This window comes from Streptomyces sp. NPDC127129 (assembly GCF_042671585.1).
GTDB lineage: Bacteria > Actinomycetota > Actinomycetes > Streptomycetales > Streptomycetaceae > Streptomyces.
Genome location: NZ_JBHXTV010000002.1, coordinates 55,674 through 79,441, shown reverse-complemented (window position 1 = coordinate 79,441; position 23,768 = coordinate 55,674). Strand labels below are relative to the sequence as shown.

21 protein-coding genes and 2 pseudogenes are annotated in these 23,768 nt (G+C 69.6%); 14 read left to right on the top strand and 9 right to left on the bottom strand.

The features are described 5' to 3' along the window. Positions 1-176: 176 nt before the first annotated feature. A complete protein-coding gene (locus ACFVGW_RS03745; protein ID WP_385850624.1) occupies positions 177-680 on the top strand; it encodes an N-acetyltransferase in 504 nt (167 codons plus the stop codon). A gap of 29 nt (positions 681-709) precedes the next feature. Here the strand turns inward: ACFVGW_RS03745 and ACFVGW_RS03740 are convergent, their stop codons facing one another. Both ACFVGW_RS03740 and ACFVGW_RS03735 read right to left on the bottom strand, forming a co-directional pair. Then, complete coding sequence (locus ACFVGW_RS03740) at positions 710-1,072, bottom strand: hypothetical protein (RefSeq protein ID WP_385850623.1); 363 nt, start codon at positions 1,070-1,072, stop codon at positions 710-712. 236 nt (positions 1,073-1,308) lie between these two features. Continuing rightward, positions 1,309-1,518 carry a hypothetical protein gene (locus ACFVGW_RS03735; protein WP_385850622.1) on the bottom strand — a complete coding sequence of 70 codons (210 nt, stop codon included), beginning with the start codon at positions 1,516-1,518 and terminating at the stop codon, positions 1,309-1,311. Positions 1,519-2,677: 1,159 nt separating this feature from the next. Between ACFVGW_RS03735 and tpg the strand changes: the two are divergent. After that, a pseudogene (gene tpg / locus ACFVGW_RS03730) lies at positions 2,678-2,901 on the top strand (telomere-protecting terminal protein Tpg); the annotation flags it as partial. 446 nt (positions 2,902-3,347) lie between these two features. Here tpg and ACFVGW_RS03725 read toward each other — a convergent pair. Beyond that, a complete protein-coding gene (locus tag ACFVGW_RS03725; RefSeq protein ID WP_385850621.1) occupies positions 3,348-5,222 on the bottom strand; it encodes a protein kinase in 1,875 nt (624 codons plus the stop codon). A 435-nt stretch (positions 5,223-5,657) separates the two neighbouring features. On the opposite strand from ACFVGW_RS03725, the gene ACFVGW_RS03720 reads away from it, so the two are divergent. After that, positions 5,658-5,831 carry a hypothetical protein gene (locus ACFVGW_RS03720; protein ID WP_385850620.1) on the top strand — a complete coding sequence of 58 codons (174 nt, stop codon included), beginning with the start codon at positions 5,658-5,660 and terminating at the stop codon, positions 5,829-5,831. 279 nt (positions 5,832-6,110) lie between these two features. On the opposite strand, the gene ACFVGW_RS03715 is transcribed toward ACFVGW_RS03720, so the two are convergent. Beyond that, positions 6,111-6,491 (bottom strand): hypothetical protein, encoded by a 381-nt coding sequence (locus ACFVGW_RS03715; protein ID WP_385850619.1) that lies wholly within the window; start codon positions 6,489-6,491, stop codon positions 6,111-6,113. A 266-nt stretch (positions 6,492-6,757) separates the two neighbouring features. On the opposite strand from ACFVGW_RS03715, the gene ACFVGW_RS03710 reads away from it, so the two are divergent. Next, entirely contained in the window at positions 6,758-7,093 is a 336-nt protein-coding gene (locus ACFVGW_RS03710) for a hypothetical protein (protein WP_385850618.1), read from the top strand. Positions 7,094-7,212: 119 nt separating this feature from the next. Here the strand turns inward: ACFVGW_RS03710 and ACFVGW_RS03705 are convergent, their stop codons facing one another. Next, entirely contained in the window at positions 7,213-7,458 is a 246-nt protein-coding gene (locus ACFVGW_RS03705; RefSeq protein ID WP_385850617.1) for a hypothetical protein, read from the bottom strand. Between the two features lie 222 nt (positions 7,459-7,680). Here ACFVGW_RS03705 and ACFVGW_RS03700 point away from each other — a divergent pair, with 222 nt between their 5' ends. The 7 genes from ACFVGW_RS03700 to ACFVGW_RS03670 all read left to right on the top strand — a co-directional run bounded on the left by ACFVGW_RS03700 (position 7,681) and on the right by ACFVGW_RS03670 (position 14,763). Next, complete coding sequence (locus ACFVGW_RS03700) at positions 7,681-8,172, top strand: hypothetical protein (RefSeq protein ID WP_385850616.1); 492 nt, start codon at positions 7,681-7,683, stop codon at positions 8,170-8,172. 438 nt (positions 8,173-8,610) lie between these two features. Continuing rightward, entirely contained in the window at positions 8,611-8,772 is a 162-nt protein-coding gene (locus tag ACFVGW_RS03695; protein WP_385850615.1) for a hypothetical protein, read from the top strand. Positions 8,773-9,204: 432 nt separating this feature from the next. Then, on the top strand, positions 9,205-9,588 hold the full coding sequence (locus ACFVGW_RS03690) for a DUF6479 family protein (protein ID WP_385850614.1): 384 nt from the start codon (positions 9,205-9,207) through the stop codon (positions 9,586-9,588). 957 nt (positions 9,589-10,545) lie between these two features. Continuing rightward, on the top strand, positions 10,546-11,256 hold the full coding sequence (locus ACFVGW_RS03685) for an SDR family NAD(P)-dependent oxidoreductase (protein ID WP_385850613.1): 711 nt from the start codon (positions 10,546-10,548) through the stop codon (positions 11,254-11,256). Next, positions 11,253-12,464, top strand: coding sequence for an FAD-dependent oxidoreductase (locus tag ACFVGW_RS03680; RefSeq protein WP_385850612.1), 1,212 nt, complete (start codon positions 11,253-11,255; stop codon positions 12,462-12,464). The genes ACFVGW_RS03685 and ACFVGW_RS03680 overlap by 4 nt, the downstream gene beginning before the upstream one ends. Beyond that, positions 12,464-13,195, top strand: coding sequence for a class I SAM-dependent methyltransferase (locus ACFVGW_RS03675; RefSeq protein ID WP_385850611.1), 732 nt, complete (start codon positions 12,464-12,466; stop codon positions 13,193-13,195). Before ACFVGW_RS03680 ends, ACFVGW_RS03675 begins: the two co-directional genes overlap by 1 nt. A 56-nt stretch (positions 13,196-13,251) precedes the next feature. Then, entirely contained in the window at positions 13,252-14,763 is a 1,512-nt protein-coding gene (locus tag ACFVGW_RS03670) for an FAD-dependent oxidoreductase (RefSeq protein ID WP_385851002.1), read from the top strand. A 60-nt stretch (positions 14,764-14,823) separates the two neighbouring features. On the opposite strand, the gene ACFVGW_RS03665 is transcribed toward ACFVGW_RS03670, so the two are convergent. Genes ACFVGW_RS03665 through ACFVGW_RS03650 form a run of 4 tightly spaced genes read right to left on the bottom strand, consistent with a single transcriptional unit; the run spans position 14,824 to position 19,526 of the window. Further along, positions 14,824-15,834 (bottom strand): DUF5914 domain-containing protein, encoded by a 1,011-nt coding sequence (locus tag ACFVGW_RS03665; RefSeq protein ID WP_385850610.1) that lies wholly within the window; start codon positions 15,832-15,834, stop codon positions 14,824-14,826. Further along, positions 15,831-16,829 (bottom strand): phytoene/squalene synthase family protein, encoded by a 999-nt coding sequence (locus ACFVGW_RS03660; RefSeq protein ID WP_385850609.1) that lies wholly within the window; start codon positions 16,827-16,829, stop codon positions 15,831-15,833. The genes ACFVGW_RS03665 and ACFVGW_RS03660 overlap by 4 nt, the downstream gene beginning before the upstream one ends. After that, positions 16,816-18,387, bottom strand: coding sequence for a phytoene desaturase family protein (gene crtI / locus ACFVGW_RS03655; RefSeq protein WP_385850608.1), 1,572 nt, complete (start codon positions 18,385-18,387; stop codon positions 16,816-16,818). Before crtI ends, ACFVGW_RS03660 begins: the two co-directional genes overlap by 14 nt. Further along, positions 18,384-19,526: a polyprenyl synthetase family protein gene (locus ACFVGW_RS03650; RefSeq protein ID WP_385850607.1), complete on the bottom strand. Its 1,143-nt coding sequence runs from the start codon at positions 19,524-19,526 to the stop codon at positions 18,384-18,386. Before ACFVGW_RS03650 ends, crtI begins: the two co-directional genes overlap by 4 nt. 254 nt (positions 19,527-19,780) lie before the next feature. Here ACFVGW_RS03650 and ACFVGW_RS03645 point away from each other — a divergent pair. The 3 genes and pseudogenes from ACFVGW_RS03645 to ACFVGW_RS03635 form a co-directional block, all read left to right on the top strand. Continuing rightward, positions 19,781-19,984 (top strand): annotated as a pseudogene (locus ACFVGW_RS03645) (DUF3140 domain-containing protein); the annotation flags it as partial. Positions 19,985-20,182: 198 nt separating this feature from the next. Next, positions 20,183-22,402 carry a SpoIIE family protein phosphatase gene (locus ACFVGW_RS03640; protein WP_385850606.1) on the top strand — a complete coding sequence of 740 codons (2,220 nt, stop codon included), beginning with the start codon at positions 20,183-20,185 and terminating at the stop codon, positions 22,400-22,402. A 412-nt stretch (positions 22,403-22,814) separates the two neighbouring features. Then, a complete protein-coding gene (locus ACFVGW_RS03635) occupies positions 22,815-23,594 on the top strand; it encodes an alpha/beta fold hydrolase (protein ID WP_385850605.1) in 780 nt (259 codons plus the stop codon). Positions 23,595-23,768: the final 174 nt, after the last annotated feature.

The following is a 23,768-nucleotide window of genomic DNA, read 5'->3' as shown; positions in this document are numbered from 1 at the left end:
CTGGCCAGGCCTGGGTTTACTCAGAAGCCATTGCCATACCGCTCATGGAGTCTGTCGATCGAACGGGAGTCTCGATCGGGTGATCGCGGGCACTGCCCGGCATGAGAGCCGGTCCTGGCGGTATACGGGCGAAATCCAAAGGAGCTGAGGACCGCGCGCTGCTACGGTCGGGCGCTATGAGCTGGCTCCCCGACAACTTCGTCCATCCCGTCCTGGTACCGCTGCCAAGCAGTGGTCATCACCTGCGGCCGATCCGGGAGACGGACACCCCGCTCGACTATCCCGCGGTGATGGGTTCGCGCGAGCGGCTGTGGACCATCTTCGGCCCAGCCTGGGGCTGGCCTGCGGCCACCATGACCTACGAGGCCGACCAGGCCGACCTGTTGCGGCACGAGAAGGAGATCGCCGCCCACCAGTCCTTCAACTACGCGCTGTTCGACGCGGCGGAGACAGCCCTGCTCGGCTGCGTCTACATCGACCCGCCGGAGAAGGCCGGCGCGGACGGCGAGATCTCCTGGTGGGTGGTGGACGAGCTGGTGGGCAGCAAGGTCGAGCAGGCCCTCGATGAGCTGGTGCCGCAGTGGATCGCCGCCGACTGGCCGTTCGAGCAGCCGCGCTTCCTCGGCCGAGAGATCTCCTGGTCGGACTGGCTCACCCTGCCGGAGCACTCCGACGCGTAAGTAGCCGGTGCTGTGGTCGATGACCATGGTCATGAGCCGCCGCCTTGCGAAACAGCGACGCTGAAGAAGCCGGGGTGTCCTCGACGAGCCAGCCTGGCGCGGCCAGACGCTTCGCCTTGGACCGCACCTGTTCGATCTCCACCGAGCCGGGCCGCCCGGACCACCGGCGGTTCCGGCTCAACCGGCCGGCCACGGGAAACTCGCACGCCCTTGGGTTCGCCGGCCTCGGACAGCACCTCACTCACCGTTTCCTTCGCGATCACCAGGCGATCCCGCGCGGCCTCCGCCGCCTTCAGCTCGGCCACAAGCCGGTCCAGCTCGTTTCGCACCAGCTCCACCCGCTGCCGGGCAGCGACCTCCCGCTCCTCGATCGACTCGGTCACCGACGGCATCTGGCACCTCCACTAGAGAGAGAACACGACGTGTCATCTCTATGGCAGCGGAGGCAACTTCACACTTGACCAGCGGAAACCTGGCCTTCGCACCTTGAAAGACAGCAGATTCCCAGAGGAGCCAACACAATGCCTGGACTCGCCTGTGGGTGATCACACAGCAGGCGAGCTTCAGGAACGCCTCGTGGATGGTCGAGCGGACGAACGCATGGATCCACGGCTTCCGGCGGCCCGTATCAGGGGCCGACGCAGTTACTGCTGCAGCCCTCGCCGGCTGTCGCGAGAACGGCGCCCAGCATGAGGATGACGAGGATCACGATGAGCACGTGGATGACGTCTCTCCGAATGGCGTGGTTGTCCTTGTCGGGTGGCTTCGGAGCGCTGTGCTGCTGGCTCCCGCCGCCCACGGGCTCGGCACCGGGCCGGTCGTCTGACGCTGTCGCCATCGTTCCCCCACCGTCGTCGCCCCTGTTGTGAGAACACGGCATCGGACGGCCTCTGTCAAGCCCCGTTCACTGTCGGCCTGATCCTGACCAGGCATTCACCGAACATGCCCTGCGCTCGCACCTCTCGGCGGCTGCGATGAGCACCGCTCGCTCCTCCGCCCTGCCCCGCGGCGACAACATCCCCACCGACAGCGGATACATCGCCCGCGAGTACCTGTGGAACAACGCCCTCTCCTACGTCACCAGCTTCCTCATTCGAAATTCTGCCAACGGCACGATTCGCCGGGACCCGGGCGCAGAAGCCGTCGACGCCGGGGCGGGCCGCTCGGCGGGGCGGTACGCCGAGCTTGTCAGCAGCGCCTGCTGCTCGGGGACGAGCCGCGCGCCCAGGTGGCCGGCTGCCTCTGTTGCGGGAGCCACCCGAGACGAAGCAGCCGCCGGCTTCGGCCGGCATCCCGGAGAGGTCCGCCAAACAGGAGCAGGACCTGGTTCGCGGCGGCTATCGGGCCGGAGACGAGTAGCCAGAAGACGCCCCGGATTGACGAGCAAGAGACGAGCCTCTCGAAGAGCACGGCGGCCTGGGTAGAGGCGGCGGCGACGAAGGCCACGAAGTGGGGCCTGTCGACGGCGATCAGGGTGGGCCCAACTGCTCGGTCCACAGCCGGAGGGCCTCCGCCGGATCGTTGCTCTCCTGCCCGATCAGCCCTGCCAGGGTCCTGTCGAGCCGCACGGACCCCGTCACCGCCCGCGACTGGCCGGTTGGCCGTACGGCAGGTGCTCGGCGGCCTGCTCGCCGACGGAGCACGCGTCGTCGGCTTCCACGACCGCCGCAGTTACGTCCTCCTCGGCACCGCCGTCTGAACAACCCACCAGGAGCCACCCGCACATGAAGACCAAGATCTCCGGCGTCGAACTGCACCGCATCGTATTGCCGCTCGTCGCCCCCTTCCGCACCTCCTGTGGCGTCGAGATCAGCCGAGACGCCCTGCTGGTCCGCGTCGTCACCTCCGACGGAATCGAAGGCTGGGCCGAGTGCGCGGCGATGTCCCAGCCCCGGTACTGCTCCGAGTACGTCGACGGAGCTCAGGACGTCCTGCACCGCCACCTCGTGCCGGCCCTCCCGAAGGACGGCGTGGACGCGGCCACCGTCGGCCGCGCACGGGCACGCGCCCCCAAGGCCGCCGCCACTACGGGCGGCATCGCCATCGACACCCGCGCCCGTCTCGGCCATACCGCCCGATCGGCACCACCGACGAAAGCCGCATCCGCCATCTGACCGTGGCCCTGCCCCCGCATTACGCCGAACGGCTGTTCACCGCCCGCGAGCGAGGCGCCCGCGAACGCGAGCTCCAAGCGGTCGCCGCCGACGCACTCAAAGACGTCTAGGTCCAGGGCGGCGGCCATGCCGGATCCCTGGAAGAAGTCCCGGAAAGGCTCAAAGGGTCAGGCGCGGCGGGGCGCTTGCCACCCGAGTCCCGACCGCTCATTGCGGCGTTCAGCGTCTCCTCAGCCATGCGCATCGCCGCGGCACACTTCGGCTCGAATACGCGCTCGCAGGCCCGGTCAGGTTCGACATCCTCGACCCGGCTCACCACCCACCAGATGTTGCCGAACGGATCGCGAACCCGGCCACCGCGATCCCCCGCACTGTCAGCGGCCTCGGTGACCAACTGACTGAGGTCAGTGAATGCGGGCCTGCCCGTCATCGCGCGCCCTGATGTCTGCAAATGCAGAAAGGCACCGTCGTCTCCACGCTGCCGCTCTGGTCCCAGTGCTCAACACGCTGGCCGCCGCCGACCGCCCGCCGCACGAGGTCTGAGCCTGCACTCCTAACTTGAGCGGCGTCCCAACCGTGATAGCCAGTCACGGAGTCCGGTAGAACCAGGAGTCTCTCTCTGCTGCGACCGAGGCGAACCCTCCTTCGGATTTCGATCAAGCTCGTCCAGGTTGTAACCATGCGGCGGAGTACCGTCGCGCCGAGAAAACTCCAGCAGGCTCTCCGCCTGGTTGGTTGTCGGACGGCGATCCGGATCCTTGCGGAGAAGAAGGGTGATTGGGCGCCCGAGTCGGCCGGCGAACCGCATAGGCGGAATCTGAGATTCGCGCACGGCCTGAAGGATCTCGAAGTCGGTCACGCCCTCAAAGGGGCGTCTTCCCTCCACCATCTCGTACAGCGCTACTCCGAGGGACCAAAGGTCGGAGGCCGGCGAGGCCGACCTGCGTTCCTCTGGATCGGTGAGGACGAGTTCCGGTGCCAGATACTCCAGCGCGCCGATGACCGTGCCAACCTGAGTGACTCGGGGAGCTCTCGTGTAGGTGGCGATCCCGAAGTCCATCAATCGTGCGCTTCCGTCTGCGTGAAACAAGATGTTGTCCGGCTTCACGTCGCGGTGAACGACGCCAGCCTCGTGTACCGCCCTCAGAGCCTGGAGAATCTGGATCCCGATGTCCGTCGCCGCCATCACAGTCAGCGGTCCGTGCTCACGCAGCACATCGCCCAGCGTGCGAGGCGCGAACAGCTCCATGACGACCCACACCTGGCCGCTCTCCTCGACCACATTCTGGAACCCGACCACGTGTTGGTGCCTGACGAGGCTGAGCGCCTGCGCTTCGCGCCGTGCCCGCCGCAGCCACTCCTCCCGCTCCACGGGGTCTGCAACTTCCCGCAGTCCTTTCAGGGCGACCGTGCGGTCTGTCTCCGTATCCAGCGCCTCCCACACACGTCCCATCCCACCGCGCCCGAGTTCACGCTCCAAGCGGTACCTGCCGGCGACCACGATGCCGGCCCAGTTTTCCAAGTTCTCGTCCGGCCCACTACCGACTGACGCAGAGGAGAAGCCGGTCTGGGCCGGCATCAGCAGCCGCGGAGGCAGCGGTGCACCAGGACGCGGCAGATTCCGGGACAGCTCTTCGTCCAGGTCACGCTTCCTTTGTTGCAGCTCGTGCAACTCCTCCTGCGCCTTGGCGCGATGCTCCTGAGCTTCCTCTTTGGCAGCCTGGACGATCCTGGCAGCCTCCTCAGCCGCGTTCCTCCGCTCCTCCTCTGTCTCGTCAGGACGAGGTGACAGAGCGAGCGACGCGCGCTGGGCCTCTGCTTCGGACTCGGCAAGCTGGCGCTCCAACTGAGCGCAGCGCTCTTCTGCTTGCTGATGCAGCTTGCGAGCCCGTACCAGTTTGACTTTCAGATCCTCAATCTCGGCGTAGAGCTGAGCCCGCTCATCCTCGGTCTCGGCAGCAGTTGCGGCCGTAGCGGCTTCGAGCTCACGGTGGCCTAGCTCCAGGCTCCGGATGCGATTCTGGTGCTCCTCCACGGCTTGAGTCAGGTGCTGCTCTCTCACCGCTGCCTGACGGGCTCTTCTGTGAGCCTCTGCGAGCTGTTGCTCGAGGAACAACACTTTGTGCCGCGGGTTGCCCCCGGCCCTCAGCACATCGTTGTGCAGCTTGCGAAAGAGCCCAATCGCTTCTGCGGTCGGCACAGACCCCTGTGCCTCAGCGACGGCGTACAGGAGATCGTGGATGAAACCCCAGGTAGGTGGACGCTCTCCTCGGAGGTAGCGATAGACGGTGGAGTGGTCATACGGGCGGCCAGCTGCATATCGACGGTAGGAGATGTCGAGGCTGTCGAACAGCGCGGTCAGCTGCTCAGCCAGAGCAGCCTCTTCAGGCGTGCGACGGTCTCCTCGTGGCTCAAGACTTCCGGGCACCCGATGTTCTCCCCTCTTGTGCGGTGAGTGTTGCCGCCTGTTCGGCCACACGTTGAACCTGACGCAACAACCCGCTGTTCGCGAACGTGGTGCACATCGTCACAGATGTCGTACCGCTCGTGAACGGAGAGACTTCAGATGCTCAGCAAGGCGGACCAGGACCTCATCGTCGTCCTAGCCGTACTCGCCGGCGGCACGATCCTCGCTGGCATGAAGCCCAGTCCTCGCACCAAAGACGCAGGTCAAATCCTTGAATAGGGTCTTTCGTCTGCCCATCGTGATCGGGCTTCACCGGCCAAACTCCGCCTCCAGCACAGTCCGGAGCGACGAGACGCGCCAGCGTCTTCTTCGACCCTCGCACCGGCCGTGGCGCAGGGGCCACCGCTTTGCCCAATTCCGTGTGCCCGACCGGCACAACCAACCCCCGGGGGACCCATGTCCGCGCTCTTGCTCCTGGTCGTTCTGCTCACCGTGGCGGTCGTCCTGCTCACCCTGACCGCATTCGGCTACCTCGCATACCGGCACCCGCAGTTGGCGACCCCACTCATGGTCATGGCCGCCTTTGCCGCCGCGTTTGCCGGCGCCCTCGCGGTCGTGGTCGCGCTGTGACGCCGCGGGCAGTACCGGAGGTGCCTGGGCAGCTGCCCCCTACGGGTGACCCGGACCGCTACCCTCGCGGAACCCCGTGCCGGTATGGAGTGTGCGGGTCAGGCCCGGTGCCCAAAGCTTGGGGGGAGTACCACCGGGCCGCCCCAACTCCACACAGGCGCGCTGCCGTACTCGAGGCTGCGACGCAGCGACGTCCGTGGTGACCAAAAGGCAAACGTTCAGTACCACGTCGTCCTCAAGTCTGCCTACGAGGTTGAACTTCGGTCAGCGGTCCTGCCACTACGCCCCCGGCATCGCCGGGGAGGACGCTTCCCCGCAGGTGGGGCAGTAGTGGCTGGCGACGGTGCCCGCCGCGGCGGCTCGGTCCACGGCGGCCCGTGCCCTGCGCGCGTCCCGGTTCTCGCTTCGGACGACGGCGATCGTGCCGACGAAGAGGAGCACCGCGACGACGGCCCCGACCGCCGCGAGCCAGGGCCAGCCCCGGTCGTCGGCGTAGTACTTGCCCGCAGCCCCGGCCATGAGTGCGATCACGGTTCCCTCGGCGAAGTGCATGCACCCGCTGGTCTCGGTCGCGTCGGCGACCGCCACGGTTCCTGTCGCTCCGCACCGGGGACACACCACTGACTCGTTCGCCGTCCCGCTGTCCACCTCGTTCGTCATGGCCCCATCATGACGCCTTCCCTGCGTGTCCACGCCAACAGGTCCGGGGACGGGGAGGACTGGGCGAGGCGGTCCGGAGCCGGTCGGGTGCCACGGCCGACCGGACCGGCACAGCTGGACCGGCCCGGTGGTCGAGGTGCTCGTTGAGCTGGATAGGCGGGGACGTCACGGTCGATGAGGTGCAGTGGTCACACTGGCGCCGCCGACACCGGCACCGAGCCCGCCTCAGCCACTACCGCCGCGGCCAAGCCCCCGCATAGTCGCGGATGCACCTCTACACTGCCATCGCTCCGGTGCTCCCCTTTGTCACCTTCGACAGCTTTGGAGGTCTCAACGCGATGAACCTTGCAGACGCCAAAAGGCAGTTCGAGAGCATCGTGGAGCAGCACGGCGACGGCATGCCGTTGGATGCCGCGGCCCGCGCAGCGATTCTGGTCGAACTGACCCATACCTACAAGCTCGCGATGCAGAAGATAGACGGATTCACCGCTGAACAGCGCGGGCGGCGGCCTGGCTTCCTGCCGAGGAACACACGGAACGGACTGCTCTGCAAGCTCGACAGACTCTATTTGTCTGCCAAGGCGGAGCTGGGACTCGACTAACACACCTCGGCACTGCTGCCAAGGGCGACCGCACTCGCCCGGGCACCGACAGCGCAACTGCGGCTGAAGTATGGGGCCCGGTGCCCGGCTGGAGCAGTACCACCGGGCCGCTCAAGCCTCTACACGAATCCGATGGCGTCGGCGATGGCACGGCCGCCGTAGTCGTGGTCGGTCAGCAGGGGCAGCGCGTAACCGGTGAGCAGGATGAGAAGCCGTCCGAGGAGCACCAGACCGGGAACCCAGGGGTCGTGCAGGCGGTGAAGAATGGTCCGCGTCCCGAACGCTACAGCGGCGCTGAAGAGGATGACGGTCAAAGGCTCCCACAGGGGCTGGACGGGGTCGGCGGCGTAGGTCGTGCTCAGCACGAGCCCGGTCGCCGCGGCGGTGGCGTAGACGACCAGGCAGGTGAGCGCGGTTGTTCAGACGAGTTCACTTCGCCTGCCGCGGCGGCTGGTTACGTGCGCCGTGGCTCTGTTCACGAGAACGGGCTCTGGCACAGCTTCCGTGCAGCAGTGACCGAGCGTCGCGAGTCACCGAGGCATACGCCTCGGTGACCAGGGCTGGATTCGATCCGATCACGCCAAGATATGGTGCTGATCAACAAAACGAGGGGAGCCGGCATGCCTAACAGGTCGCAGCCGAAGGACGCTCTCGACTGTCTGCGTGCCGAGCTGGCCGCCGAGCAGTTGACGACGGCCGAGGGGACGACTCGGGGTGCATGGCTCGCCTTCATGCGTTTCGGGCGGAGGCGCTTTCGCACAGCGCCCCAAGCCGACTCTGACGGCTTGCTCTTCCAATACGGCACGTACGTCTCCAGCGGGCGGCCGATGTTCACTGTGGACCTCACTAGGCAGCTCAACGTCAGTGACGACAGTGAGCACGACCACTACGTGCAAGTTCGCTGCGAACTCCGCTACACGCCAGCACTGGACCTGGATGCTTTGGGAAGTTTCGACTCCTGGTTCTTTTACGATACCGATACGGACCTCGACGGGTGGTTCGCTGCCATGGAGAAGCGTCTCGGACCGTTTCTTGATCGCAGGCCCGCTGGGATCGACTTTTTTGAGGAGCCGGTATAGCCGTTTCGGCCGTGGAAGGCCGCATGGCTTCGTCACGCGAGCAGGACGCGCTTGCGCAGGAGACCGAAGCTGGCGCGGCCGAACACCTGACGCTTGAGCATCTTGATCCGGTTGACGTGGCCTTCGACGACTCCCGGAGTTCCATGGCAGGGTCATTCCGGCGATGACAGCGTCGCGGTCTCGGTCGATGCCGGCCGCAAGAGTGTGGAGGCTGGGCGCCTGGAGCACCTCGCCGATTCGCTCCAGAGGAGGCAGCGGCCCGGGTCGCCGTCGAGGTCGCGGCACGGCGAGGTCCAGCCCGACACCTGCCAGCTGCGGCAGCAGACTCCCCGTGCCCCGGGCGGCGTCCGTGCTCCGACATGCGTCGGCCTGTATTCGTGCAACCTTCGCCTCGGCGGCCAGACGCAGTTCGAAGGCCCGTTCGGTGACCTTGCGTGCGTGCCGCAACTGGCCTTCCGCCTGCTCCTGGTACCTCTCTGGCTGCTCCAGAGCGGCCTGAAGCTCGTGAGGGCCGCGGGCTTCAAGGCGAGCGTGGTCGCGTTCCTCGGTCAGCGGGGCGCACTGGCTCCGCAGGACGCAGACCATCTTCTGCAACTGTGAGGGGTGCCCGCACTCGGCGGCGCCGTCGGTGTGGCATGTGGTGTCGATGCCCGCGGCAGCGGACAGCCGCTGCGATCGGCGGCATGTGCACCTGGACCACATCGTCGTCGGTGTCGTCGACCGTCCGTTCGCTGTGCACCGTACGTCCGAGCACACGTCCCACTGGGTGGAGCGCAGCGCGCTGGACCGGCTCGACCCTCCCGAGGACACGCGGCTGCTGGCTTCGTACGATGCTCGTCACGGTTGCGCAGAGGCGAGCCCCAATGTCGCGCATGCTGCCTTCTCGTGCTGACCCAACGGCTGCGACTCTCCGGGATTCCCGTCCAGCGCGAGGGGTGCATCCGCCGTTGGTGCACGAGGGAAAGAGTGGATGACGTAGTGGCATCTCGAATCGGCCTCCGGGGAACCGGCGAACACGAGTGAGGTATTCCCATGCATCCGCATCTTCTGGGAGAGCAGGTCATTGCGGCCGGCGTCTGGCAGTCAGGGCTGGCCCAAGTACTGGGCGGGCTGGTTGTTGTTGCGGTCTTGATCGGTGCCTTCATGCTTGGGATCCGGATCAAGAACAGGGAACTCCCGCCGCCGGACCCTGAATCGCAGCCGCACCGACCAGCGTCGGATCAGCTTCCCGGCGAGGTGAGCGAATACCGAAAAGCCTCGGAGGTTCCGCTGAACGACGGTGAGCATCGACTGATGCCCTACAACCTCAATAGCTCGGGCGAGACCGACCCAGAACCGCCGAGCGAGGAGAGGCGTAAGTGGCGCGGCATCTCCAGTGGCGGCTTCGGGAGTGGCGGGCCGGGCCACGGTGACTGAGCAGCGGCATCAGCGGGTGTCGCACCACCGATGGGAGACGGGATCGCTCACGACATCACTGAACGCCGCACCGTCGCCAGCGGTGAGCGCGGGCAATCGATCCGAGCTGCTGGTGCGCTGGGTGTCCAGGCGGCCGCGTCCCTAACCGGATCGTCAGAGCCAGTTCTGTGGCGTGCCGAGGGTGACCGCAGCCGCGTGGTCGTAACGTGTGGCGAAGAGATTCCACACCAAGCCAGAGGCGGTTCAGTCGCCGACTAACACGCGAAGACCCCGCCGGGGAACTGTTCACCCTCGACAGGGCCACCGATCCTGGTCCCCCGAAAACAGTGGTCGGTCGTGCTTCATCGGCGCGCCCGCAACGTCGTCCCGGGTGTTCGGTCGTGGCGCCTGGCCTCGACCCGGGGGCGTGGTCCGCTGGATCCGACGGTCATGGCACAGGCCCTGTGCCCTACCGGGGTGTCAGGCGCCGGGACCAACACGTCCTTGGTCCGTTCTTGTCCGGAGTCGTTCGGGAAGACCCAACCGGAGACGCCCGCAGCCTTCTTCCACTTCGTCTGGCGGAGCATGGCCCATGGGGCTCTGCGCCTGCCCGTCGAGGGCATCGCACCTGTACAGGCCGGATAGCCGAGGCCACGTCCGACAGCGTGTAGCGGCCGTACACGCCCGTCGCCGAGGTCACCGACGACGGAGTGGTCCTGGGCGGCGCCGCCGAAGCAGCAGAGCGCGGCAATCGTCGTCGCGACGGACGCGGCGATCGCCTGAGCTGTACCACTCGTTTCGGTCCACGCGGATACGTATGCGGGGATCACCGGCGACCCGATCGGTGCCGGGTGCGCCGGCGCCGGGCAAAGCTCTGACTGTACGTCGGTTTCGCGCAGCCGCATCCGTGGGAGGCCTCCCGCCCGAAGAGCTCATCGACCGTACGTGACTCGCCGACCCGTACCTTTGGAGCCAAGTGTGGAGCTGAGCGGCGCACGCGTCCTGGTGGCCGGTGCCACCGGCGTCCTGGGCGGGGCCATCACCGCGGAGATCGTCGGCCGCGGTGCTCGGGCGGCCCTCGCCGGACGCGATCCGAGTCGGCTGGCCGCTGCCGCACACGCCTACCCAGGCGTCCCGACTGCCCGGTTCGACGCCTACGACCCCGGGTCGTGCGCCAAGGCGGTGGAGCAGGTGTCGGCCGCGCTCGGCGGACTGGACGCCGTGGTCGTAGCCTTCGGAACGGTGGCATTCGGCACGGCCGGGGAGGTCGGCGACGAGGTCGCGGAGCACCTCATGGCCGTCAACCACCTGGCCCCCGCCGCGTTGCTCCGTGCCGCCCTCGACGTCCTGGAACCCGGCTCGGCGATCGCCGCGGTCACCGGTGTTGTGGCGGAGCGTCCGCAGAAGGGGATGGCCGACTACAGCGCTTCCAAGGCCGCATTGCGCGCCTGGCTCGACGCCGTGCGCCGTGAAGCGCGGACGGCCGGCGTCGGGGTGCTCGAGATCCGGCCCGGCCACCTGCACACCGGATTCGCGGACCGTCCCGTGGCCGGTAGCGCCCCGCCGCTGCCCCCGGGCGGCGACCCGCGACAGGTGGCCACCGCCGTCGCGGACGCGCTGGCGGCCGACGCCGAACTCCTGCGCACGGACCCGGCCGGGATGCCCGTCATCGAGCGGCGGGCCCGGTGACACCTGCCTCCACGGACACCTGCGAGGTGGCCGTCCTGGGCGGCGGCGCGGCCGGACTCAGCCTGGCGTACCACCTGGCTCGGAAGGGTGCCGGATCCGTGACTCTCGTCGAGCAGCCGGACGGCCCGCTCCGCCCGGCCGAACGAACGTGGTGCTACTGGAGCCAGGACGACACCGACCTCGTCGACGCCGTCAGCGCCTCCTGGTCACGGCTGCGCGTGCACGGACCCGACGGCCGGGACGTGACCGTCGACCCGACCCCGTTCACCTACCGCATGGTGCGCTCCACGCCGTTCGAGCGCATGGTCCACTCCTGCCTGGAGCGTTCGCCCGCCGGGCGCGTACTGCGTGCGACGGCAGGCGAGGTGCGCGACGTGCCCGGGGGTGCGGAGGTCCGGTGCGCGCTGCCCGGAGGCCGCCTCCTGACACTGCGCGCTCGCCGGGTCTTCGATTCGCGGCCGCTGCCGTCCCTGCCGCCTGCCCGGACGCAGTTGCTGCAGCACTTCCGTGGCTGGTTCGGCCGTACCGCCACCGAACAGTTCGACCCCACGGTCGCCACCCTGATGGACTTCCGTGTGCCGCAGCCGAGTCACGGGCTCGCCTTCGGCTACGTCCTGCCCCTGGCCGCCGACCGGGCACTCGTGGAGTACACCGAATTCTCCGGCGCGCCGTTGACCACCGCGGCGTACGAGGCCGCGCTCGGCCACTACACCCGCGAGATCCTGGGCCTGCGGGCGTTCACCGTCGGGACGGCGGAACAGGGGGTCATCCCCATGACCGACGCCCGCTTCCCCGGGCGGATCGGTCGAGCCGTGTACCGGATCGGGACGGCGGGCGGTGCGACCCGCCCGTCGACCGGCTACACCTTCGCAGCCGTCCAGCGTCAGAGCAGGGCCATCGCCACCGCGCTGCGCGACGGCCGCGACACGCTGCCCCCGCCGCACGGGAGACGAGCGCTCGCCATGGACGCCGTGCTGTTGCGGGCCCTGGACACCGGACGGATCGACGGCCCCGCCTTCTTCACCGATCTCTTCCGCCGTACGCCGACGCCCCGGCTGCTGCGCTTCCTGGACGGCGCGACATCGGTCCGCGAGGAATGGGGCATCGGACTGCGCACACCGGTCGGTCCGATGCTCCGTACCGCGCTCGAAGTGCCCCTCCTTCCCCGCCGTGCCCGCACCGCCCCACGGACTGGAGACACCCCCTGATGACACTGCTGCGCGACGACGACCTCTCACGCGCCTTCGACCACGCGTCCCGTACGTACGACCGTCTGACGGCCCTCAACCCCGGATACCGGGCCGACCTGCTGCGCTCGGCGCGCCGGCTCCGCCTGCCCCGAGAAGGAGCGGGGCTGCACATCCTCGATCTCGGCTGCGGAACCGGTGCCTCCACCCGGGCCCTCCTCGACGCGGCACCCCAGGCCCGGGTCACCGCCGTGGACGCATCGGCGGGCATGCTGCGCCGCGCGCTGGCCAAGCCCTGGTCCGCCCGCGTGCGCTTCCTCCACCTGACCGCCGAGGACGTCGCCGCGGAAGCCGAAGGCCCCTTCGACGCGGTGTTCGCCGCGTACCTCTTCCGCAATGTCACGGACCCGGACGCGGTGCTCAAGACCGTCCGGACCTTGCTGCGGCCCGGGGGACGTCTCGCGGTCCACGAGTACAGCCTCAGCGGCTCGCCGGTGCACCGGGCTCTGTGGACGGCCGTCTGCCGGGGGATCATCATCCCGGCGGGCACGCTCACCGGCGACCGTGCCCTGTACGGCCACCTCCGGCGCAGCGTCCTCGCCTTCGACACCGCCCCCGCGTTCGCCGGACGTCTGACAGGTGCCGGCTTCACCGGAGTGCGTGTCGCCCCCGTCGCCGGATGGCAGACGGGCATCGTGCACACCTTCCTCGCCCGTAACGGATCGACGACGGCCGAGGAGCGCGACCGGTGACCGGCGCCGTGCCCGGAGCCGCGCGGCGGGGGCGTGACCGCAAGGCCGACATTCTCATGCCCGTACCCGGCAGAGCGAGGTTCCCGAAAGGCGACGAGCCGTCCGTCGCCGTGGTGGGCGGCGGAATCGCAGGCCTCGCCGCGGCGACGCTGCTCGCCGAACGCGGTGCGCGCGTGACGCTCTACGAGAAGGACGGCTCACTGGGCGGCCGGCTCTCCGGATACAGCACGAGACTGGCTGACGGCTCCCGGGCGACGATGACGCGCGGGTTCCACGCCTTCTTCCGCCAGTACTACAACCTGCGAGGCCTGCTGCGCCGTACCGATCCTTCCCTGGCACGCCTCACCCCGCTGTCCGACTACCCCCTGCGGCACAGCGGCGGCCTGACCGACAGTTTCGCGCGCGTTCCCAGGACGCCACCGTTCAGCGCACTCGGATTCGTCGCCCTGAGTCCGACCTTCGGCTGGCGGGACCTCGCTGCGATGGACGCCCGGGCGGCGTTGCCGCTCCTCGACGTCCGGGTTCCCGAGGTGTACGAGCGCTTCGACGAGATCACCGCCACGGACTTCCTGCGGACCGTGCGCTTCCCGGAAGCCGCGAACCATCTCGCGTTCGAGGTGTTCACGCGGAGCTTCTTCGCCGACCCCCGCGAACTGTCCGCGGCCGAACTTCTGCTCATGTTCCACATCTACTTCCTCGGATCGGCGGAGGGCCTGCTCTTCGACGTGCCGAGCGAGCCCTTTCCCCAGGCGCTCTGGGAACCGCTCGGCGACTACCTGCAGTGCCTCGGCGTGAACGTCCGGACCGGTGTCCCCGTCCACGACGTCCTCGCGCGTCGCGACGACGTCGGAGCGGACGTGCGCACCGACACCGGAACCGACCACCACGACGCCGTTGTCCTCGCCCTCGACACGGAGGGACTGCGGCACGTCGTCTCCGCATCACCGGGCCTGGGCACCTCCGCCTGGCGCGACGGCATCGCCGGACTGCGCACAGCGCCCCCGTTCCTCGTCTCCCGGCTCTGGCTGGACCGGCCGGTCCACGCGGACCGACCGCCCTTTTTGGGGACCAGCGGCTTCGCGGGACTGGACAACATCAGCATCCTGGAAAGGTACGAGGGCGAGGCCGCCCGCTGGGCCACGCGGAACAGGGGCTCGGTGGTGGAGCTGCACGCCTACGCCGCGGACGACGCCGCAGAGCCGGAGAAGGCTCAGCGCATGCTCGTCGACCAGATGCACCAGGTGTATCCGGAGACCCGCGACGCACGCGTCGTCGACGCCCGGCACGAATGGCGCTCGGACTGCCCGCTGTTCCTCGTCGGCACACACCGTCTGCGTCCCACTGTACGGACCCCCTACCCGTGGCTGACGCTGGCCGGGGACGCGATCCGCTGCGACCTCCCCGTCGCCCTCATGGAACGGGCCGCCACCACCGGCTTCCTGGCGGCGAACGCACTCCTCGCCGAGTGGGGAGTGAAGGGCCAGACCCTGTGGACGGTTCCCCGGACGGGCCGTTCACCTGTGCTCAGAGCACTCGCGGCGGTCGCGGGACGCCGACGGGCCGGCTGAGCGACGGCCCATCGACGCCCGAAGCCCGCCAGCGGCAGAAAGTCCGCCGACGGACTTCCGTCAACCGGGGAATCTCCCCGTGCTGCGCAGCTGCCAGCGGCGCTCGGCATAGGCCAGATCGTCGCGCCACAGACGTGCCGCGGCACGGCGCATGAGCGGGCGCAGCACCGGGGCGGCGCTCCGGGCCAGCGCGAAGCCCTGCCGGTCCGACGTCGCGACGACCGCCTCGACGACGGCGGTCCGGGGCCCGTCGACGTCGGGACCGGTCAGCGGCGTCGCGTGCGTCTCCACGACGGACGAAGCTCCCTCACCGTCGGTGATCCGCATGACGACCGTGCGCGGTTCCGGCGCGGTGAACTCGGCCCGCACCGGAACCACCAGACGCCCCGCCACCCGGAAGGAGACATCGACGACGAACGCGTCGTCCTCGTCGTCCTGCGGCTCACGCACCACCGCCAGGTCCACGAACGAATACGGATGGAACCAGGACCCGTGCCACGGATCGAGCCGGTTGGCCACCACATCCTGCGGCTCGCACCGCCCGACCACGGTGAACACCGCGTCCACCCCGCGGCCCGTAGCGGGCCGCACCGGCACGACCGGGCGCTCAGCGGGCTCCTCGCCCCCCACCTCGTCCATCCGTACCCACACAAGAACGCCGTCGTCGTGGACGGGAAACGGCTGCCAGCCCGCGAACGGCGAACCGTTCAGAGGCAGGCCGTGCCAGTGGCAGACCAGCGTGCCGCACACCACCCGGCTGTCGCGCAGAGGAGCACCCAGATGCGGACACACTCCCTGACCCGCGTGCAGGGCGCCCGCGTCCGAGCGCCAGAGCACCACCTCCACGCCACCGACCGTCCTGCCGTACGGGCGTCCTGCGGCGGCCATCTCCCGCGAGGCACCGACCACGAACCAGTTGCCGGACGGACGGGCGGACGCACGCTTGAGCGCGTCCGTGATGAGCGCCGGCCGAGCCTGCCGCCAGGTCGGTTCCTGCGTCGCCCAGGCCGGGCCACCACGCCGACGCCGCAGCGGAGGCGTCCAACGTGCCCCGCCCCTTCGCCCGCTCACCGCACCGCCCCTTTCCGCTCGACGGCAGCCGGGGCCGCCGCGGCCCGCGGGTCTCCGGCGAAGCGCCCCTGCCATCGGGCGCGTACCACGTGCAGCGCACCGGTCGCCGCAGTCGCCGCACGACGCCCATGGGACACCACCGCACGACGATGCAGCACGGTGTAGTCCTGCGCCGCGATCGCGTCGAGAATGCCGCCGTAGAGGGTGAACGCCGTGCGGATACAGGGACGTACGCGCGGGTCGAGCATGGCGATGCCCGGTTCCGCCGCCCGGTACTCGTCCCTCGTCATCGCTTCCGCGGCGACGAGGGCCCTGCGGATCCGCGGGTCGCCGCGCCCGGTGCGACGGCTCCACTCCAGGAGGGGCCTGTCCACGCCATGGGCGGAGAGCAGATCGCCGGGCAGGTAGATGCGCCCGCGGTCGAGGTCCTCACCCACGTCCCGCAGGAAGTTGGTGAGCTGGAACGCCACACCGAGAGCCGCCGCGTGCGGTGCCGCTTCCTCGCGGGGCACGACCGTGCCCAGTACCGGCAACATCTGCAGACCGATCACCGCGGCCGAACCGTGCACATAGTCGTGCAGCGCGGCATAGGTGGGGTACTCGGTGACGCTCAGGTCGGCACGCATCGACGACAGGAAGTCGGCGAAGAGCGCGTGCTCGATGTCGTACCGGTGGGCGGTGTCGGCAACGGCCCGCACCACGGGTTCGTCTCCCTGGCCCGTCCGCAGCCCCTGCTCCAAGTCGTGCTCCAGACGGCTGAGCAGACGGTCGCGCTCAGCGGGTGCCTGGAACCGGTCGAGATCGTCGACGATGTCGTCGGCCCAGCGGGCGAAGCCGTACAGCGCATGAACAGCCGAGCGGCGTTCCAGCGGCAGCAGCCGGGTGGCAAGAAAATAGGTCCTGCCGTGACGGGCGTTGAGCCGCCGGCACCTGGCGTATGCGGCGCGCAGCGCGGGATCGGTGATCCCCGCCGCCTCGAGTTCACGACGGGTCATCAGCACCTGCCTGTGTCGGGGTGGCGAGTACCGGCGGCGAAGCCGGAGGCGGACGCACGGTCACGTACCGACGGCCGGCACCGCCTGTCACGCGCGCGGCGGCGAGCTTGCCGCTGATGAGTACGGTGGGCACGCCGACGCCCGGAGTGGTTCCGCAACCGGCCAGCACCACGTTCTCCACGCCGCGCACGAGGTTCCGCGGCCGAAACGGTCCGGTCTGGACGAAGGTGTGGGAGACCGAGAAGGGACTGCCCGCCGCGTGCCCCTGTGCCGTCCAGTCGAACGGGGTCACCAGCAGCTCCTCCTGGACGCTGTCCGCGAACCCGTCCAGGCCCCGGCGCTCCAGTTCGCCGACCAGGCGGTCGCGGTAGAGCGGGCCGAGGTCCCGCCACGCGGCGGCCGACGGGCCGACCGTGGTGTTCGGGCACGGGGCCAGGACGTAATGCAGATGGCGGCCGGGCGGTGCGAGGGCGGCATCGTGCGAGGTCGGGCGGGTGATCAGCAGGGACGGATCGCTCATCAACCGTCCCGACCGGGTCAGTTCGTCGAAGGTGCGTTCCCACGCGGCACCGAAGGAGAGGGTGTGGTGGGAGAGATGGGGCCATGTGCGGTCCGTCCCGGCGTGCAGGACCACCGCGGAGGGTGAGTACCGAGTCCTTGACGGGCGCCAGGGTGTACGCCCCAGCAGCCGGTAGGCGGAGGGGAGTTCACACGTGAGCACCACCGCGTCGCACGGGATCCGTTCGCCCGTCGTGAGGCGAACGGCACGCACGCGGTGTGCCGAGCGCTCCAGAGAGCCCACTTCGGACGTCCAGCGCAGCTCGGCGCCAGCCTTCGCGGCAGCATCGGCCATTGCGCGCGGAATCGCGTGCATCCCTCCCTTGGGGAACCAGACGCCTGCGACGGTGTCCATGTAGGCGATCACGGCGTAGGCCGCGAGGGCATGAGCAGGGGCGACACCGGCGTACAGCGACTGGAAGGAGAAGACCCGACGCAGACGGTCGTCGGAGAGGAAGCGGCAGATCCGGCCGTCCAGTCGGCCGAACCCGCCGAGCGACGCCAGACGTGCCAGGTCCGGGCTGAGCAGCTGGAAGGGACTGTCGAAGTTGGTGTCGATGAAGCGGCGCATCTGCGCCTGGTACAGGCGCTCCAGCCATGTCCGCAGTTCGCGGTAGCCGGCCGCCTCCGCCGGTCCGGCGAACCGTCGTACCTCCGCCTCCATCGCTTCGCCGTCGGTGTGCACGTCGAGCGAGGAACCGTCGGCGAAGCACGCCCGGTATGCCGGATGGAGGGCCACCAGTTCGACGTGACGGTAGAGGCTGTCACCGACTGCTGCGAACGCCTCGTCGGCCAGATGCGGCATCGTCAGCACCGTCGGACCCGTGTCCAACTGGTATCCGCCCAGGTCCAGACGGCCTGCCCGACCCCCCGGACCGGACCCGCGTTCCACGACGGTGACCCGGCGGCCCGCGCCCAGCAGGTGCAGGGCGCAGGCCAGCCCCGACAGACCGGCGCCCACCACGACGACATGATCGGTCGGCCCCGACACCGTTCTCACGCGACCTCCTCCGCGCACCGCGGCACCACACCCGATGCCCGAGCGACCAGCGCGGCGAACTCGTCCCGCACGCTGGGGCGGGCGCCGGTGCGCTCGAAGTGCAGGAGACTCACACCCGCCAGCTCGCCGATCTTCGCCTCCACCACTGCCCGGGCCCCCGTCCTCTCCAGGGCGGTGCGCATACGTTCCACGGCCCGTTCCGACCTCGTTTCGGCGCCCGGAGCGAGGGCTGCCGCGGCCCGTGAATCCCCGCCGGACTCGGCAAGTTCGAGCGCGACCGCCAGGAGGTAGGTGAGCTTGCGCGAACGAAGATCGTCACCTGCAGGCTTGCCGGTCAGAACGGGGTCACCGAAGGCGCCGAGGAGGTCGTCACGGAGCTGGAACGCCAGCCCGGCGCACCGACCGGCAGCCCGCAAGGCGTCCAGCACGTCTTCGTCGGCTCCCGCCAGCGTCCCGCCCAGCGCGAGCGGACGGGCCACCGTGTACAGGGCACTCTTCAGGGTCGCGATGGCAAGCGCCTCCTCGACCCCGGACGAACGGGCCGCCTGAGCGCGCAGGTCGCGGTACTGACCGGCCACCATCTCGGTGCGCACCGCCCGCCACTCCTCGACCAGCCGTGCGCCCTGCGGCGTACCGAGCGCCGTGTCCGCCAGCAGATCATCCGCCCACACCAGGGCCAGGTCACCGGCAAGCACGGCGGCAGAGGTCCCGAAGGACTCGGCGGAGCCGTGCATACCGGCGGCCCAGTGCCTGCGGGCCATGTCGACATGCATCGCGGGGGCGCCCCTGCGGCGCAGGGATCCGTCCATCACATCGTCATGGACGAGGGCGCACGCCTGGAGCAGTTCGAGGGCGGCTCCCACGCGGAGGACCGCCGTGTCGTCGCCCGAGCCGCCCGCGGCGAGCCAGCCACAGCAGGCGAACGCGGTGCGCAGCCGCTTTCCACCACGGGCGACCAGAGCCGCCACACGGTCGGCCATGTCGCGCGCGAAGACCGGATCAACCGCGCGGGACTGGTGCAATCGCGCGTTCAGGACTCTGTGGAGGACGGTGGCCGCCGCGTCTTCAGCGTCGAGCACGGTTGGAGCATCGGTATGGCGTTCGGCCGTCTCGGCCCATGTCGGCGGCAGTCCAAGCATGCCCGACCTCTTCTCACTCCCGGCTAACTGCACATCCGTGCTTCCGTCGAAGACCTTCATGCGGATGCGCTGATCTCTGCCCGGCACAGGCCGGTCCAGGGGCGTACTCACTCCGGTGGCCCATCGACGAGGAGCGCACGGCGGTCTGCCGGCTCGCGCGCGCCCGGAGCAACCTGCCGTATCCCTGCGGATCCGCCGGGTCCAGGAGCGCCGGGACATCACGATGCACACGGCACAGGGCCGGGCCGAGCTGAGGACCTTCCGTGGGACATGCCTCGGGACGACGCATCGTCGAACCGCTGCGCTCCAAGAAGGCTGACCTCACCGACGACGACATCGCCCACGTGCGCAAAGTCACCGGCTACATCCATCGGCATCTCGGGCAGCGCCCCAGCGGCGACATCACGGATACCCCATGGCGCTACTTGCTGAAGAACTGGGGACACGACCCGCTATGACCGCGCAGACCGACGCACAGGCTGCGCGTCCCCCCAAGCCCATCGGAGGACTTCTCACCTGCATGAAGAAGGCGCGGGCCCGACGGCTGGGCGAGGTCGGCCACGGGTCGCGCGGCCCACCCCTCGGTCAGCGGCGTGGGCTCGCCGCGGCGGCCCGGTGCCGACGCACCGGCGGGGGTGTGGGGGGACCATAGATGGGTGGGAAATCTTCCAGGGCGTGGCCCGGGGGCCGAGCAGCCCGAGCCGGCCGGACCTGCCGAGGACGAAGGGGCCGGCCAGAGGGCACTCGGGGAGACCCTGGTCCGGATCTGCGCGGACGCAGGGGCGACCACGGGCATGCTCTATTTGCCCGACCCCGCCGGGCGCGTCCTCCATCTTGCGATGACCATCGGCCTGGCCCGTGAGTTCGCGCTGCCCTGGTCCCGGGTCGTCATGGACGATTCCATCCCGGTGGCCGACGCGGTCCGCGACGGGCGGTTCGTCTGGCTGGGCGGCCAGGAGGAGACGGCCCGGCACTACCCGCGCCTCGGCCTCGTCCTGCCGTACGACTTCGCCCTCGCCGCCGCCCCGCTCGTCCCCGACCCGGTGCCCGAGGGGGCGGAGTCCACCGGGGCCGGTCTCGTCCTCCTGTGGCCCGGCTCCCATGCGCCCTATTTGACCGACCTGGAACGCGACGCAGTGGATTCGGCCTGCGGCTTTCTCGCGAATCACCTGCGCCGGGCCGCGGACGCCGGACACCCCGTCCGTCCGCCGACGTACCCGGTCATGCTGCGGCCGCTTCCCCCGCCCACGCCCGGGCCGGCCGAGGCGGCCGCCGCCATGGCCTTCATCCGCCGGCTGCCCGGAGGCAACTGCGCACTCGATCTGAACGGCACGATCACCTTCATCACCCCTGAGGCGGCCGAGATGCTGGGGGCACCCGTCTCCCGGCTCCGCGGAGCCATGCCCTGGGAAGCGCTGCCCTGGATGGACACCCCCGTGATCGAGGACCACTACCGGGCCGCAGCGATCAGCCGGCTGCCGCGTAGTTTCACTGCCGCGCCCCCCAGCGGCCGCAACCTGCGCTTCGACCTCCACCCGGACGACACCGGGATCAGCGTCCGCATCACCCCGGTCACCCTCGACGAGTCGGCCCGTCCACCCGCTGCACCGGCGGCCGTCCCCGCAGAGCCCTCACCCAGCCGGGCCACCGCCCTCTACCAGCTCATGCACCTGGCTGCCGCCCTCACGGAGGCCGTCCACGCCCGCGACGTCGTCGACCAGGCCGCCGACCTCCTCGTCCCCGCGCTCGGCGCCCAGGCCCTGGCACTCCTGGTGGCCGAGGAGCAGCGCCTGCACATCGTCGGCTTCCGTGGCTACACGGCCGAGCTCATGGCCCGCTACGACGGCATCCCGCTCAACATCCACACGGCCAGCACCCACGGCCTGCGCACGGGCGAGCCGCTGTTCTTCGCGGACGCCGACGAGCTCGCGGCCGCCTTCCCGGCCGTCGTGATCGGGGACGGCATGGCGGCGTGGGCCTTCCTGCCCCTCATCGCGTCCGGCCGGCCCATCGGCACTCTCATCCTGGCCTACGCCCGTCCCCGCCCGTTCGTCCCCGGCGAACGGGCGATCCTGACCTCCCTTGCCGGGCTCATCGCCCAAGCATTGGACCGCGCCCGCCTCTACGACTCCACCCACCATCTCGCCCACAGTCTGCAGACCGGCCTGCTCCCGCGCGTTCTGCCCGGCGTCCCGCACCTCGAAGTCGCCGCCAGCTACCTGCCGGCCGCGCACGGGCTCGACATCGGCGGCGACTTCTACGACCTCATCCGGATCGACGACACCACCGTCGCAGCCGCCGTCGGCGACGTCCAGGGCCACAACGTGAACGCCGCAGCCCTCATGGGCCAGGTCCGCACAGCCGTCCACGCCTCCGCCGGAGCACATCCGGCGGAGGTCCTCGCACGCACCAACAGGCTTCTGACCGACCTCGAACCGGGACTGTTCACCAGCTGCGTCTACGCCCACATCGACCTCGCGGCCCGGACCGCCCACCTCGCCACGGCCGGCCACCCACCCCCGCTACTGCGCCACGCCGGCGGCCGAGCGAAGATGCTGCACCTGCCGCCGGGACTGCTCCTCGGCATCGACCCGGACGCCTCGTACACGTCCGTGGAGATCCCGTTCGAGCCGGGTACCCTGCTCGCCCTGTACACCGACGGCCTGATCGAGGTTCCCGGTGAGGACCTGGAGGACGGCATCGCGGCCGTCGCCGCCCGCATCACCGCGGCTCAGGAGCACGACCCGGTGAGCAGACTGGCAGACGACCTCATCGGCCAGGCCCGCGGCGGAGCACCCCGTAGCGACGACATCGCCCTGCTCCTGCTGCGCTTCGCGCAGCAGAGCGGCGGCACGCGTGACGAGCCCCGCGAGTGATCCCTCTCCCGGACGACAGCTCGCCACCCAAGCGGCTGACTTCGAGGGGTGCCCTTGACTGTCACGAGCGAGGTGGAGACCTGCGTATTCAGGGTGGGGTGGGGGAGGAGTCGCGCAGGGCGTCGAGGCGGCGGATGACCGGGGTGGCGGCGGCGCCGTGGAGGAAGACGGACAGCAGCACGGTGAATGCGACGATCGACCGCAACTGCGTGGCGTGACCGTACCCTCACCCCACTGCTGGCGCGACGAGCCGATCCGCCGCCACTCCGGCCCACCGTCCGCTCCAACATCGCCACTCGTCTCCGCCACCGCGCCCGCGCGTCGCTAGGCGGTATCGATCCCGCGGGCGAACCAGAGGAGGTCGGGAACTACTCTCGTCTTTCCATTGGTTTCGACTGCAGGGGAGCAGACTGTGCGCAGCGCCGTCGTGACGCCAGAGGGCGACCAGATCCGCTGGGTTGAGCTGCCGGGGGAGGAACCGCCACGCGTCTACGTGCATGGTCTGGGCGCGACTTCGCCTGCCTACTTCACGGAGGTCGCGGTCCATCCCCTGCTGTCGGGCCGCCGTTCGCTGCTTGTTGACCTGTTGGGTCACGGCATCAGCGACCGGCCCGCGGGCTTCGACTACACCCTTGAATCACACGCGGACGCGCTCGCCGAAGCCCTGACCTGCGCGAGTGTCACCGGCGCCGAGTTGATCGCCCACAGCATGGGCGGCTCGGTGGCCATCGTCCTGGCTGTGCGGCACCCGCACCTGGTCTCCCGGCTGGTCCTGGTCGACGCCAACCTCGACCCGATAGCTGCCACCCCCTCCTCTGGCGGCAGCAGCGGGATCGCCTCCTACTCCGAGCAGCAGTTTCTGGTGGGCGGGTGGGAAGAGGTCCGTGATCGGGTCGGTTCCCACTGGTGGTCCACGATGCGTCTGGCCGGCCGGGAGGCCCTGCATCGCAGTGCGGTCCACCTCACTCGCGGCACGGTCCCCACCATGCGCGAGCTTCTGCTGGACCTGAAGATTCCCCGCGCCTATCTGTTGCCCGAAGCCGACGGCCCGCTTCCGGGCGCTGACGCGCTCACTGCGGCCGGGGTGTCCGTCGTCGCGATCCCGGACTGCGGGCACAACATCATGCTGGACAACCCGGAAGCCTTTGCCTCCGCCACCGCGGCGGCGCTCACGGACCGAAACAAGGGCTAACAGGCCCTGCACGAAGCCGGGATGGCCGGTGGGGAGGCGGTGATCTCCATGCCTACGGTGTCGCCCTGGAGACGCCGCTGCCCTTTGGAGGCACACCGTTCACCTCCCGAGTGCGCCTGCCACGTTGGCGGTTTCTTCTCGTTGAGCCCACCAAGGATTTGAACTCCGCGTGGT

Coding starts and splice junctions, on each gene's coding strand:
- ACFVGW_RS03660 (WP_385850609.1), bottom strand. CDS start 16,829: ATGACCCGTCGTGAACTCGAGGCGGCGGGGATCACCGATCCCGCGCTG.
- ACFVGW_RS03670 (WP_385851002.1), top strand. CDS start 13,252: ATGCCCGTACCCGGCAGAGCGAGGTTCCCGAAAGGCGACGAGCCGTCC.
- ACFVGW_RS03650 (WP_385850607.1), bottom strand. CDS start 19,526: ATGCTTGGACTGCCGCCGACATGGGCCGAGACGGCCGAACGCCATACC.
- ACFVGW_RS03720 (WP_385850620.1), top strand. CDS start 5,658: ATGTCCGCGCTCTTGCTCCTGGTCGTTCTGCTCACCGTGGCGGTCGTC.
- ACFVGW_RS03690 (WP_385850614.1), top strand. CDS start 9,205: ATGCATCCGCATCTTCTGGGAGAGCAGGTCATTGCGGCCGGCGTCTGG.
- ACFVGW_RS03700 (WP_385850616.1), top strand. CDS start 7,681: ATGGTGCTGATCAACAAAACGAGGGGAGCCGGCATGCCTAACAGGTCG.
- ACFVGW_RS03740 (WP_385850623.1), bottom strand. CDS start 1,072: ATGCCGTCGGTGACCGAGTCGATCGAGGAGCGGGAGGTCGCTGCCCGG.
- ACFVGW_RS03710 (WP_385850618.1), top strand. CDS start 6,758: ATGCACCTCTACACTGCCATCGCTCCGGTGCTCCCCTTTGTCACCTTC.
- ACFVGW_RS03745 (WP_385850624.1), top strand. CDS start 177: ATGAGCTGGCTCCCCGACAACTTCGTCCATCCCGTCCTGGTACCGCTG.
- ACFVGW_RS03675 (WP_385850611.1), top strand. CDS start 12,464: ATGACACTGCTGCGCGACGACGACCTCTCACGCGCCTTCGACCACGCG.
- ACFVGW_RS03715 (WP_385850619.1), bottom strand. CDS start 6,491: ATGACGAACGAGGTGGACAGCGGGACGGCGAACGAGTCAGTGGTGTGT.
- ACFVGW_RS03735 (WP_385850622.1), bottom strand. CDS start 1,518: ATGGCGACAGCGTCAGACGACCGGCCCGGTGCCGAGCCCGTGGGCGGC.